This is a genomic window from Kitasatospora sp. NPDC040550, from assembly GCF_055594965.1.
Genome location: NZ_JBVIWC010000002.1, coordinates 290,153 through 302,836, shown reverse-complemented (window position 1 = coordinate 302,836; position 12,684 = coordinate 290,153). Strand labels below are relative to the sequence as shown.

At 73.6% G+C, this 12,684-nt stretch carries 12 protein-coding genes; 5 read left to right on the top strand and 7 right to left on the bottom strand.

Features of this window, described 5'->3' with window-relative positions; all coding sequences use genetic code 11:
• Nucleotides 1-248 precede the first annotated feature (248 nt).
• Nucleotides 249-908: a response regulator gene (locus ACZ58X_RS04120; RefSeq protein ID WP_470332123.1), complete on the bottom strand. Its 660-nt coding sequence runs from the start codon at nt 906-908 to the stop codon at nt 249-251.
• On the bottom strand, nt 905-2,314 hold the full coding sequence (locus ACZ58X_RS04115; protein WP_470332122.1) for a sensor histidine kinase: 1,410 nt from the start codon (nt 2,312-2,314) through the stop codon (nt 905-907). The genes ACZ58X_RS04120 and ACZ58X_RS04115 overlap by 4 nt, the downstream gene beginning before the upstream one ends.
• A gap of 163 nt (nt 2,315-2,477) precedes the next feature.
• Between ACZ58X_RS04115 and ACZ58X_RS04110 the strand changes: the two genes are divergently transcribed.
• The 4 genes from ACZ58X_RS04110 to ACZ58X_RS04095 all read left to right on the top strand — a co-directional run bounded on the left by ACZ58X_RS04110 (nt 2,478) and on the right by ACZ58X_RS04095 (nt 6,220).
• Nucleotides 2,478-3,335: a class I SAM-dependent methyltransferase gene (locus ACZ58X_RS04110; RefSeq protein WP_470332121.1), complete on the top strand. Its 858-nt coding sequence runs from the start codon at nt 2,478-2,480 to the stop codon at nt 3,333-3,335.
• 130 nt (nt 3,336-3,465) lie between these two features.
• A complete protein-coding gene (locus ACZ58X_RS04105; protein ID WP_470332120.1) occupies nt 3,466-4,479 on the top strand; it encodes an aldo/keto reductase in 1,014 nt (337 codons plus the stop codon).
• A 66-nt stretch (nt 4,480-4,545) separates the two neighbouring features.
• Entirely contained in the window at nt 4,546-5,166 is a 621-nt protein-coding gene (locus ACZ58X_RS04100) for a TetR/AcrR family transcriptional regulator (protein ID WP_470332119.1), read from the top strand.
• Nucleotides 5,167-5,314: 148 nt separating this feature from the next.
• Nucleotides 5,315-6,220 carry an ADP-ribosylglycohydrolase family protein gene (locus tag ACZ58X_RS04095; protein ID WP_470332118.1) on the top strand — a complete coding sequence of 302 codons (906 nt, stop codon included), beginning with the start codon at nt 5,315-5,317 and terminating at the stop codon, nt 6,218-6,220.
• A gap of 56 nt (nt 6,221-6,276) precedes the next feature.
• Here ACZ58X_RS04095 and ACZ58X_RS04090 read toward each other — a convergent pair whose 3' ends face one another.
• Together ACZ58X_RS04090 and ACZ58X_RS04085 are read right to left on the bottom strand one after the other, a co-directional pair.
• Nucleotides 6,277-6,540 (bottom strand): GlsB/YeaQ/YmgE family stress response membrane protein, encoded by a 264-nt coding sequence (locus ACZ58X_RS04090; RefSeq protein WP_470332117.1) that lies wholly within the window; start codon nt 6,538-6,540, stop codon nt 6,277-6,279.
• A 51-nt stretch (nt 6,541-6,591) separates the two neighbouring features.
• Entirely contained in the window at nt 6,592-6,858 is a 267-nt protein-coding gene (locus ACZ58X_RS04085; protein ID WP_350504148.1) for a GlsB/YeaQ/YmgE family stress response membrane protein, read from the bottom strand.
• 185 nt (nt 6,859-7,043) lie between these two features.
• Here ACZ58X_RS04085 and ACZ58X_RS04080 point away from each other — a divergent pair, with 185 nt between their 5' ends.
• The gene (locus tag ACZ58X_RS04080; protein WP_470332116.1) at nt 7,044-8,285 is read left to right on the top strand and encodes a glycosyltransferase; all 1,242 of its coding nucleotides are present in this window, start codon (nt 7,044-7,046) and stop codon (nt 8,283-8,285) included.
• Nucleotides 8,286-8,357: 72 nt separating this feature from the next.
• Here ACZ58X_RS04080 and ACZ58X_RS04075 read toward each other — a convergent pair whose 3' ends face one another.
• From ACZ58X_RS04075 to hydA, 3 genes are all read right to left on the bottom strand, one after another.
• Nucleotides 8,358-9,959 (bottom strand): NCS1 family nucleobase:cation symporter-1, encoded by a 1,602-nt coding sequence (locus ACZ58X_RS04075; protein ID WP_470332115.1) that lies wholly within the window; start codon nt 9,957-9,959, stop codon nt 8,358-8,360.
• A 104-nt stretch (nt 9,960-10,063) separates the two neighbouring features.
• Nucleotides 10,064-11,077 carry a TIGR03842 family LLM class F420-dependent oxidoreductase gene (locus ACZ58X_RS04070; protein ID WP_470332114.1) on the bottom strand — a complete coding sequence of 338 codons (1,014 nt, stop codon included), beginning with the start codon at nt 11,075-11,077 and terminating at the stop codon, nt 10,064-10,066.
• Nucleotides 11,078-11,250: 173 nt separating this feature from the next.
• Nucleotides 11,251-12,681, bottom strand: coding sequence for a dihydropyrimidinase (gene hydA / locus ACZ58X_RS04065; RefSeq protein WP_470332113.1), 1,431 nt, complete (start codon nt 12,679-12,681; stop codon nt 11,251-11,253).
• Nucleotides 12,682-12,684 lie beyond the last annotated feature (3 nt).

Here is a 12,684-nt window from a genome sequence, read left to right as displayed (position 1 = left end):
CGCGCGGGCGCGGTCGCCGGATCGCGCCCATCTCCACCATGGACCCGCCGCCCGGGTTCGGCAGCGCAAACCGCCAAGGCACGGCATTTCCACGCCGGATGGGTGACAGCGGCTCAGCGGGCGGTACCAACCGGAGGCACGCGACGGCTCAGGGAAGCCCGTGGCGAAGCCCGGACCGACGCCCGGGGAACATCCGTGTGAACACCGTCCGACGCTGCGCCCCGCCCTGCCCTCGCGAGCGCCCGTGGTCAGGCGCCGTCCCCGACCAGCCCCGCATCGCGTGCGAGCAGCGCCGCCTGGACCCGGTTGGCCACGCCGAGCGCGGTCAGGATCCGACTGACGTGCGCCTTGACGGTGCTCTCCCGCATCCCCAGGACGCCCGCGATCTCGGCGTTGGACAGCCCGTCGGCGAGCTCCCGCAGCACGTCGGACTCGCGCGGGGTGAGCCCGGCGATCCGGCTCCGGGCGGCGACGGAGCGCGGCGCGCCGACCCGGTGGTACCGGTCGATCAGCCGTCGCGCGGCGGCGGGGTGCAGCATCCCCTGCCCGGCGGCGACCACGTGGACGGCGCGGGCGATCTCGGCGGGCGGGGTGTCCTTGAGCAGGAAGCCGTCCGCCCCGGCGGCGAGCGCCTGGTACACGTACTCGTCCAGGTCGAAGGTGGTGAGCGCGATGACGCGCGGGGCATCGGGGAGTTGGCGCAGTCGCCGGGTCGCGGCGATCCCGTCGAGCCGGGGCATCCGGATGTCCATCAGCGCGACGTCGATCCGGCGGCCGCGGGCGAACTCGACGGCCTGCAGCCCGTCGGCGGCCTCGGCGACCACGGTCAGGGCCGGGTCCTGGGCGAGGAGGTCGACCAGGCCGAGGCGTACCAGCGCGTCGTCGTCGACCACCATCGTGCGGATCATGCGGCGTCCTTCGGCAGCGGGGGCTTCTTCCGGTACTGGCTCCTCGGCGACGGGACCTCCGTAGGGTCTGCGGACTCCGACGGGTCTGCGGGCTCCGACGGGGCCACGGAGTCCGGCGGGGCCACGGAGTCCGGCGACATCGCGGACTTCGCCGGCCGGTCCGGCGCGGGCAGCCGGGCGGAGAGCCGGAAGCCGCCGGCGCCGTCCGGCCCGGCGTCCAGGTGGCCGCCCAGCGCGCCGACCCGTTCGCCGAGGCCAACCAGCCCGTACCCGCCGACGGTGACCGGCCCGTTCGGCGTCGACGCGCCCGGGCCGTTGCGGACCTCGACGGTGGTCGTCGGCGCCCCGTAGCCGACCCGGACGGTGACGGGCGCGGCGTGGGCGTGCTTGCGGGCGTTGGTCAGCGCCTCCTGGACCACCCGGTGCACGGCGAGCCGGTGGGTGGTGGGCACGGCCTCCGGGTCTCCCGCCAGGGCGAGTTCGACCTGCTGCCCGGCCTGGTTCGCCTCGTCGATCAGGTCGGTGAGGTCGCGCAGGGCGGGCGCCGGGACGGGCGGCGGGGCGGGCGCCGGGGCGGGCGACGGCCCTTCCCGCGATCCGGACGACGCGCTGCCCCGCGACCCGGACGGTACGGGCGCGTCGGCCTGGGCGGCGGGCCGCTCCGCCGGGTCGGCGCGCAGGGCGCCCAGGACGTCACGCAGGTCGTCGAGCGAGCGGGCGGCGGTGGTGCGCAGGAGTTCGAGGCGATGGGTGAGCCGGTCCGGGTCGGCGGCGACCGTACCGGCCCGGGCCTGGTCGCGGAGCACTCCGGCGTGCAGCACCAGCAGGCTCAGCCGGTGGGCCAGCACGTCGTGCATCTCCCGGGCGATCCGGGCGCGTTCGGCGGATCGGGCCTGCTCGGCGCGCAACTCCCGCTCCCGCCGCAGGGTTTCGACCTGGGCGTGCAGCGCCCGGATCAGCACCCGGCGGCCGTGCAGCCACAACCCGAAGGACAAGGTGGCCGCCTGGAGGAGGAGTTGGGAACCGGTCGTACCGGCCCAGTCGACCAGCGAGTCCGCGGCGATCGCGCTGCCCACGGCGATCACCGCGCCGCCGGCCGCCGCCGGACCGACCCGGCCGAGGGAGGCCAGGTAGTAGACGCTGATCAAGCCCGGGAAGGCCCGGTTGAGCAGACCGCCGGTGAGCACCGGCAGGACGGCCGAGGCTATGGGGTGACGGCGGGCGAGCACCAGCGAGAGCGCGGCGAGTACGGCCGCCGCCGCCCGGGGCAGGCGCAGCGGACCGTCGACGTGCAGCCACTGGAAGACGCCCTCCTCGACGGCGAGGCCGAGGATCCCGAACAGCAACAGGCTGTCGGTCCAGGGCCGGTGGTCCGGGCCGTACCACCCGAGCAGGCCTGTGCGCATGGAGCTCCTCCCACCCGGGGTCCCGTCCGCCTGCTCGATGCTACGGGCGGACGGCGGCGCGCCACCCCCTCCTCCCGGACGTCGGCACCCTCGACTTTCGTCGGGGGTCGGCGCCGCTCACCGGCCGATCCGCGGCGCTCCCGCGCTCCCTAGCGTCGTCGGCATGACGACCGAACAGCTCCACCCGAGCCCCGATTCCCCGCCACAGCACCGCAGTTCGCCCGACACCCGCGACCAGCGCCGCGCGCACGGTTCTCCGCACGGCGGGGACCACCTGCTGTTCCTCGCCGAGGCCCTGCGCACCTTCCACGACACCGGCGCGCTGGCGCCGAGCGGGCCCGCACTGGTGAACGCCCTGGTGGTACCGGCCACCAGTCGCCCGAACCGGCCGATCTCGGTGCTGGAGGTCGGCGCCGGCACGGGCGTGGTGACCCGCCGGCTGGCCCAGGTGCTGCGCCCCGGCGACCGGCTGCACGTGGTCGAGGCGAACCCGCGGTTCGCCGACCGGCTGCGGGAGGACCCGGTCCTGGCCGCGCGCCGGCCGGGGGTGGGGCTGCGCCTGTCGAGCTGCCGGGTGGAGGAGCTGCCGGAGGCATCCGCCCCGGCAGGGCCCGAGAACGGGGGCGGCGCCGCAACCGACACCGGGGCCGGCGCCGAACCCGGGGCCAAACCCGGGCCCGGGTCCGAAGCCGAGGCCAAGGCGGGGCCCGCGGGCGAGCGGTACGACGTGATCGTGTCCGGGCTGCCGTTCACCAACTTCGAGCCGGCCCTGGTCCGGCGCATCCTCGACCTCTACCTGCGCCTGCTGACCCCGGGCGGCGAGCTGACCTACTTCGGGTACCTCGGCACCACGACGGCCCGCACCCTCACCTCGGGCCCCCGTCGGGGCGCCCGGCACCGGGCGGTGGTGCGGCTGCTGCGGCGCTTCGAGGCGACGTACGGGCTGGGTGAGCGCACGGTGTGGCGCAATCTGCCGCCCGCCCGGGCCCACCTGCTGCGCTCGCCGGGGCCGTACTCCTAGCGGAGTATCGCTACGAACAAATGACAAAAGACAGCTAACAGATTTTGAAATCTGTTAGCTGTCGTGCCATAGTGAGATCCGGGTCACACTGCCCTCGCCCTCCGGCGCCGCACTCGCCCCTGGAGCTCCCATGGCCTCGACCACCCGCCCCGCCCAGCGTCCGCTCGGCGCCTCCGGTCTCGTCACCTCCGCCCTCGGCCTCGGCTGCATGGGCATGTCCGACCTCTACGGCCCGGCCGACGAGGCCGAGAGCATCGCCACCATCCACGCCGCCGTGGACGCCGGGATCACCCTCCTCGACACCGGCGACTTCTACGGCATGGGCCACAACGAGTTGCTGATCCACGAAGCCCTGCGCGGCCGCGATCGCGACAGAGTCCAGATCAGCGTCAAGTTCGGCGCCCAGCGCGGCCCCGACGGCCAGTGGCTCGGCTACGACACCAGCCCGGCCGCCACCAAGACCGCGCTGACGTACACCCTGCGCCGGCTGCGCACCGACCACATCGACGTCTACCGCCCCGCCCGGCTCGACCCGAAGGTCCCGATCGAGGAGACCGTCGGCGCCATCGCGGACCTGGTGAAGGGCGGCTACGTCCGCCACATCGGCCTGTCCGAGGTCGGCGCCGACACCCTGCGCCGCGCCGCCGCCGTCCACCCGATCAGCGACCTGCAGATCGAGTACTCGCTGCTCAGCCGCTCCATCGAGGCGGCCGTCCTGCCCACCGCCCGCGAGCTCGGCATCGGCATCACCGCGTACGGCGTGCTCTCCCGCGGCCTGCTCAGCGGTCACTGGAACCCGGACCGCTCGCTCGCCGGCACCGACTTCCGCACCGACAGCCCCCGCTTCCAGGGCGACAACCTGGCCCACAACCTCTCCCTGGTCGAGGCGCTGCGCGCGGTCGCCGACGCCAAGGGAGCCAGCGTCGCCCAGATCGCCATCGCCTGGGTGGCCTCGCGCGGCGAGGACGTCGTCACGCTGGTCGGCGCCCGCCGCCGCGACCGGCTGACCGAGGCGCTCGGCTCGCTGGACGTCACCCTCACCCCGACCGACCTGGCCGCCATCGAGGCCGCGGTCCCCGCCGGGGCCGCCGCCGGCGACCGGTACGCTGCCGCGCAGATGGCGCGCCTGGACAGCGAGCGCTGATCGAGCCCGCGCTGACCAGCGAGAACCCTCCGCACCACCCGACCGCACGACCCTAAGGACGGCCCCGTGACCACGGACACCGCACTCACCGCCGAGCAGATCCTGATCGCGGCGGAGGAAGCCCTCCGGCGGTTCGGGCCGGCCAAGGCCACCGTCGTGGACGTCGCCCGGGAACTCGGCGTCAGCCACAGCAGCGTCTACCGCCACTTCACCAGCAAGGCGGCGCTGCGGGAGGCGGTCACCCAACGCTGGCTGAACCAGGCGCACTACGACCTGGAGATGGTCGCGAACGACATCGGCGGCGCCGTCGAGCGCCTCCACCGCTGGCTGACCACGCTGCTCGAGGCCAAGCGGAAGAAGGCACTGGACGACCCGGAGCTGTTCGCCACCTACCTGGTGCTGGCCGAGGAGAACAGCACGGTCGTCGACGCGCACGTCGAGACCCTGGTCAAGCAGATCGCCCAGATCGTCCACGACGGCATGGACGCCAGGGAGTTCCAGCTCGCCCACGTCCCCTCCACCGCCCGCGCGGTCTTCGACGCCACGGCCCCCTTCCACAACCCGGTCTTCGCCCACACCTGGTCCGAGCCGACCGCGGACGAGCGCTTCGCGGCGGTCTGGAAGCTCGTGCTCGGCGGCTTGAAGGGCCAGCCCGTCAAGCCGGTCCCCGAGTCGGCTGCGTCCTGAACGGCGCGCGCCCTGAGCGGAGCGCGCCCTGAGCGGAGCGCCCCGCGCGAGGGCGTGAGGCGTCGGCAGCCGGAGCGAAATCCGGTCGTCGGCGCCTCACTCTTTCCGGCAGACTGTCGCACCCAGTTGATCTCACTCGGAGGATGACATGCGTGCGGCCGGTCCGGTCCTGAACAGCCTGCGAGGACTCGCGCTCGGCGACGCCTTCGGCGACCGCTGGTTCTCCGTCCCGGTGGACGAGGCACCCGCCGCCCTGGCGGCCCGCCTGGTCCGCCCGGCGCCCTGGCACTGGACCGACGACACGGCGATGGCGCTCGTCCTGGACCGCCACCTCACCGCCCACGGCGAGGTCCGGCAGGACGCGCTGGCCGCCGAGTTCGCGGCCGAGTACGCCCGCGAGTACCAGCGCAAGTACGGCCCGTCGATGCACCGGGTGCTGCGCGGGATCGGCGCCGGCGGGCACTGGCGCGCCATCACCTCGGGCCAGTTCGAGGGCCAGGGCTCGTACGGGAACGGCGCCGCGATGCGGGTCGCCCCGCTGGGCGCCAGATTCGCCGAGGACCTCGACGAGGTCGCCCGGCAGGCCGAACTCCAGGCGCTCACCACCCACTTCCACCCCGAGGCGGTCACCGGGGCGGTGGCGGTGGCACTCGCCGCGGCGCTCGCCGTCCGCAGCCGGGGCCGCCGGGCGCCGGGCCGGACCGAGCTGCTCACCGAGGTCGCCGACCGGCTGCCGGAGAGCGACGTCCGCTCCGGCCTGCGGATCGCCGCCCGGCTGCCGGAGCACACCAGCGTCCGGCACGCCGCCAACGTGCTGGGCTCGGGGCTGATGATCTCCGCCCCGGACACCGTCCCGTTCGCCCTCTGGTCCGCCGCCGGGCACCTGGACTCGCTGCCCGACGCGATCTGGCACACCCTGGAGGGCTGGGGCGACATGGACACCACCTGCGCCATCGCCGCCGGCGTGGTGGCCGCCCGCACCGGGCTCGCGGACGTACCGGCCGACTGGCTCGCGGCCTGCGAGGAGCTGCCGGACCAGGCCACCGACCGGTGACCGGCGCCCGACAGCCATCGCCCGACAGCCAGCACCCGGCGGTCAACGCCCGGCAGTCAGCGCCGCGCGAGGAAGCGGAGCACCCGGTAGGCGATGAGCAGGACCATCGCACCGCCGATCGCCGACACCCAGGTCGTGACGTCGAGCAGGCCCACCCGCACCGTCCCGTGCATCCAGTGCAGGACGATCCAGGTGCCGATGTAGGAGCCGGTGATCCCGATCAAGGTACTGCCGATCAGACCGCGCTCCCCCCTCGACATCGCCATCCGGGCCAGCGTCCCCGACACCAGGCCCAGCACGATCCACTCCAGCCAGCTCATCCGCCGCCCCCTTGCGTCATCGGTGTGACGAGCCCCCGTCGAGCCCGTCCGTCAGCGGCGGGAGTTGCCGAACAGCAGCCGGTAGACGATCAGCAGCACCAACGCGCCGCCGATCGCCGCCACCCAGGTCGGCCCGTCGAAGAAGCGCGCCGTGATCGACCGGTGCAGGAAGTGCGACGCGATCCAGCCGCCGACGAAGGAGCCGGCGATCCCGATCAGGGTGGTCACGATCAGACCGCCCGGGTCCCTCCCGGGCAGCAGCAGCTTGGCCAGGGCTCCGGCCACCAGGCCCAGCACGATCCACGCGATGACGCTCATCCGAACCCGTCCCTCCCGTCCATGGCGCGACGGCCCCGTTCCGCGCGCTCTGCCGCAGAGGACGCCGACGCCCGGCCGGGTGGTTCCGGCCGACCCCGGCGGGCGGCGGGATCCGGCCACCCGGAGCCGACCGGTCCGCGCGTGGCGTCCTTCCGGTCGGTCGTGCCCGCCGAAATACTGCGGCCATGCGCATCCTGATCGCCACCGCCGGCTCCCGGGGCGACGTCGCACCCTTCACCGGGCTCGGCGTCCGCCTGCGGGCGGCCGGACATCAGGTGGCCGTCGCCACCCACGCCACCTTCGCCGACTCGGTACGGGCCGCCGGACTGGAGTTCCGTCCGCTGCCCGTCGACCCGCGGACCGAACTCGCCTCCGCCGAGGGCCGGCGACTGCTGCGGGCCGGCAGCGGGCCCGGCGTAGTCCTGCAACTCCTGCGCCTGGGGCGGAGGTTCATGCCCGCGCTCGGCGACGGCATCGCGGACGCGACGGCACTCGGCACCGACCTGCTGCTCACCACCAGCACCACCAGTGCGCTCGGCCAGGTCGCGGCCGAGGCGGCCGGCATCCCCACCATCGGGCTGTACCTCCAACCCCTCTCCCCCACCCGCGAGTTCGCCCCGGCGGTGACCGGCGCACGCTCGCTCGGACGGCCCGGCAACCTGCTCGCCGGCCACGCCGTCCAGGCGGCCACCGACCAGCTGTTCGTCCCGGCCGTCCGCGGACTGCGCCGCCGGCTCGGGCTGCCGCGGCTGGGCATCGCCCGCGCCCGGCACGACCACCCCGTCCTGCACGGCTTCTCGCCGCGAGTCGTCCCCCGGCCGACGGACTGGCACCCCCGACTGGACGTGGCCGGGTACTGGTGGCCCGCCGAGCACGCGGACTGGCAGCCCCCGCAGCGGCTGCTCGACTTCCTGGCCGCCGGGCCGCCCCCGGTCTTCGTCGGCTTCGGCAGCCTGGTCGTGCCCGATCCCGACCGGCTCACCGCGACCGTCCTCGCCGCCGCCCGCGCCGCCCGGGTCCGCCTCCTGCTGCAGTCCGGCTGGAGCGGCCTGGCCGCCGAGGACTCGGAGACCGTACTGACCATCGGCGACACCCCGCACGACTGGCTGTTCCCGCGCACCGCGGCCGTCGTCCACCACGCGGGCGCGGGCACCACGGCGGCCACCCTGCGCTCCGGCACCCCCGCCGTCCCGGTGCCCGCCCAGCTGGACGCCCCGTTCTGGTCCGCCCGGCTGACCGCGCTCGGCGTCTCGCCCGGCCCGGTACCCCTGCGCGCCCTGTCAGCCGCCCACCTCGCCGCCTCCATCCGCCAAGCCCTGGACGACCCCCACTACCGCACCCGCGCCCGGTCGGTCGCAGCCGCCCTCGCCACCGAGGACGGCGCCGCCAAGGTCCTGGCCGCGGTGGAGGCGACGGGTGACAGATGACGGGTAACAGATGTCAGCGAACAGATTTCAAAATCTGTTCGCTGACATCTGTTATCTGTTCGCTGACATCTGTTACCCGCCAGTCGTCCCCCGTCCGATGCTCCCGACCCCCTCCGTCCCGCCCCGAGCCTTCGCGCTCCCCTTCCCGCCGCGCCCCGCGCTCAGCACCAGGTACACCACCGCCGACGACGCGAGCCCCACGGCCCACCCGTAGTCCGCCAGCGGCTGGAGGAACGGCACCAACCCGTCCACCGGGAATGGCCCCTGCTTCACCCCGTGCGCGTCCACCGTCGAGTACGACCCCCCGACCGCCAGCAGACCGCCGACCAGCAGCGCGGCAACGGCCCGCCAGTTCCATCCGCCCACGTACCAGTAGGCGCCGAACGGCCGGTAGAGATCGGCGAGTTGCAGCCTGGTGCGGCGCAGCAGCCAGTAGTCGGCGATCAACACCCCGGCAACCGTCCCGAGCAAGCCGCCGACCACGCCCAGCCAGACGTAGATGTAGACGTGCGGGTCGGCGGTCAGCCTCCACGGGAAGATGGCGATCCCGAGCACGCCGGTGATCAGCGCCCCGGTGCGGAAGTCGACGAACCGGGGCACCAGGTTGGCCAGGTCGTAGGCCGGGGATACGACGTTGGCCGCGACGTTCACCGACAGCGTCGCGATCAGGACGGTCAGCAGCGCGAACAGGAGCGCCACCGGACTCTCCATCTTCGCGGCGAGCTTGATCGGGTCCCACACCGGTTCGCCGTACACCGCCGCGGAGCCCGAGGTGACCAGCACCGACAGCAGCGCGAAGAGCGTCATCGTCGTCGGCAGGCCGAGGGCCTGGCCGCGGATCTGGGCCCGCTGGCTGCCGCCGAAGCGGGTGAAGTCGGGGATGTTGAGCGCCAGCGTGGACCAGAAGCCGATCATCCCCATCAGCGACGGGAAGAAGACCTTCCAGAACCCGCCGCCCCAGCCCAGTGCGGACGGCTGGTCGAGCAGCGGCCCCAGCCCGCCGGCCTTGACGCCGATCCAGACCAGCAGGGCGAGCGCGCCGACGATGACGAACGGCGCCGCCCAGTTCTCGAAGCGCCGCAGCGCGTCCATCCCCCGGGCGATGATGACCAGCTCGAGCAGCCAGAACAGCAGGAAGGAGACCCACTGCGTCCACGGGTAGCCGCCGAACTCCGTTGCGGTCCGCCAGGATTCGCCGAGGAGCCGACCGGCCAGCAGGAAGATCCCCTCGCCCCCGATCCAGGTCTGGATGCCGAACCAGGCGCAGGCCACCGCCGCTCGGATGAGCGCGGGCAGGTTGGCGCCGCGCAGCCCGAACGAGGCCCGCGCGAACACCGGGAAGGGGATGCCGTACTTCGTCCCGGCGTGCCCGGTGAGGAGCATCGGTGCGAGCACGATCAGGTTGGCGAGCGCGATGGTGAGCACCGCCTGCTTCCAGTCCATCCCGAGCGCGACCAGGCCCGAAGCCAGGGTCCAGGAGGGGATGTTGTGGGCCATGCCGACCCAGAGCGCGAGGAAGTTGTAGGTGGTCCAGGTGCGCCGCCGCACCGGGACCGGCCGGAGGTCGTCACTGGTGAAGCCGTTGGGAGGCAACAGCCCTTCGACCGGGTCGAGTTCGACCCGGCCGTCGGAATGCTGCCACTGTCCGCCGCCGCCGGTCGCGGTGTCGGCCATGGGCAACTCCCTTCTGCCACAAGCGGGGCCAGGGGATCACGGGTGCAGGGACCACGGAGTCAGGGATCACGGGCGCAGGGACCACGGATGCAGGGACCACGGGATCAGAGGTGCGGGATGACGTCCGCCCCGTAGGCGTCGATGGTGGCCTCGACCGCGTCGTGCATGGCGTAGACGGCGAACTGGTCGACGCCGAGCGAGCGGAGCTCGGCGAGCCGGGCGCGCTGGGCCTCGACCGGTCCGATCAGGCAGAAGCGGTCGACGATCGCGTCCGGGACGAAGGCGGTGTCGGGGTTCCCGGCCCGGCCGTGGTGACTGTAGTCGTAGCCCTGGCGGTCCTTGATGTACTCGGTGAGGGCGTCAGGCACCAGGTCGGAGTGTTCGCCGTAGTGGCTGACCAGGTCGGCGACGTGGTTGCCGACCATCCCGCCGAACCAGCGGCACTGCTCCCGGGCATGGGCGAGCGCGGCGGGCGAGTCGTCGGCGGTGACGTACGCGGGCGCGGCGACGCAGATGGTGACGTCGGCCGGGTCCCGCCCCGCCTCGACGGCGGCCGCCCGGACGGCCTTGATCATGTACTCGGTGAGGTAGGGGTCGGCCAACTGGAGGATGAAGCCATCCGCCTGACGACCGGTCAGCGCGAGTGCCTTGGGCCCGTAAGCGCCCATCCAGATCGGCAGCGAGGCGCCGGGGCCGACCCACGGCAGGTGCATCTCGGTGCCGTCCACCTCGGCGGTGCGCCCCTCGGCCAACTCCTTGACGGCGTGCATGGCTTGGGAGAGCCGGTCGAGGGTGGCGGGGCGGCGGCCGGCGACCCGCATGGCGGAGTCGCCGCGGCCGATGCCGCACACGGTCCGGTTGCCGAACATGTCGTTGAGGGTGGCGAACAGGGAGGCGGTGACCTCCCAGGTGCGGGTGGAGGGGTTGGTGACCATCGGGCCGACGGTGAGGCGCTCGGTCTCGGCCAGGATGCGGCTGTAGATCACGAAGGGCTCCTGCCACAGCACGCAGGAGTCGAAGGTCCAGCCGTGGCTGAACCCGGCCTGTTCGGCGCGGATCATCCGGTCGATGAGCAGGCGGGCCGGCGGGTCGGTCTGCAGGACGAGGCCGATGTCCATGGGGTGCTCCGGGAGGGGTGGGAGGGCGGCCCGGGGCCGAGGCGCTCGGCGCGGGCCCCGGGCGACGGAGGAAGGACGAAGGAAAGACGGACGAAGGACGGAGGGAGGGCAACCGGCAGGCGAGGGGGAAGACGGAGGAGAACGGAGGGAGGGCGAAGGGAGAACGAAGCGGATCAGGTCAGGTACTGACAGGTGTCACGGCGCAGGAAGGCGCCGTGTCCGGCCCGGCCGAGCCAGCGGCCGTCGTCCAGCACCACGGTGCCGCGCGAGAGCACCGTCCGGGCCCGGCCGGTGAGCCTGCGGCCCTCGTAGGCCGAGTAGTCCACGTTCATGTGGTGGGTGGCGGCGGAGACGGTCTGGACGGCGGTGGGGTCGTAGACCACGAGGTCGGCGTCGGCGCCGGGCGCGATGGTGCCCTTGCGCGGGTGCAGCCCGAACATTCGGGCCGGGGTGGTGCAGGCGATCTCGATCCAGCGGCGCCGGCTGATCCGCCCGTCCACCACGGCCTGGTGCAGCAGGTCCATCCGGTTCTCCACGCCCGGGAGGCCGTTGGGGATCTTCGAGAAGTCGCCGCGGCCGAGTTCCTTCTGTCCGACGTAGCAGAACGGGCAGTGGTCGGTGGAGACCACCTGGAGGTCGTTGGTGCGCAGCCCGCGCCAGAGCGCCTCCTGGTGCTCGCGCGGCCGCAGCGGCGTGCTGCACACGTACTTGGCGCCCTCGAAGCCGTCCGCGCCCTCCTCGGCGAGGTTGTCGGTGGAGAGGAAGAGGTACTGGGGGCAGGTCTCGCCGAAGACGGGGAGCCCGGCGTCGCGGGCCCGGGCGAGTTCGTCGAGGGCCGAGGCGGCGGAGACGTGCACCACGTAGAGCGGGCTGCCGGCCACCTGGGCGAGCTTGATCGCCCGGTGGGTGGCCTCGGCCTCCAGGAGTTCGCGCCGGACCTCGCCGTGGTAGCGGGGGGCGGTGCGCCCGGCGGCGAGGGCCTGTTCGACCAGGACGTCGATGGCGATGCCGTTCTCGGCGTGCATCATGATCAGCCCGCCGTTGGCCGCACCGCGCTGCATGGCGCGCAGGATGCGGCCGTCGTCGCTGTAGAAGACGCCGGGGTAGGCCATGAAGAGCTTGAAGGAGGTGGACTCGCCGGAGTCGACCAGCGCGTCCATCTCCTTGAGGACGGCGTCGTTGACGTCCGAGACGATGGTGTGGAAGGCGTAGTCGATCGCGCAGTTGCCCTCGACTTTGGCGTGCCAGGCGTCCAGGCCCTCGCGCAGCGCCCCGCCGACGGGTTGGACGGCGAAGTCGACGATGGTGGTGGTGCCGCCCCAGGCGGCTGCGCGGGTGCCGGTCTCGAAGGTGTCGGAGGCGGCGGTGCCGCCGAACGGCAGCTCCATGTGGGTGTGGGCGTCGACGCCGCCCGGGATGACGTAGTGGCCGGTGGCGTCGATGACGGTGTCGGCGGTCCAGGCCTCGGCGGCGGCGCTGCCGGTGAGGGCCAGGGCGGCGACGCGCTCGCCCTCGATCAGGACGTCGGCGTGGAGTTCGTCGGTGGCGGTGATGACGAGGCCGCCGCGGACGACGGTGCGCTGCTGCGGGTCACGGGTGGTCATCGT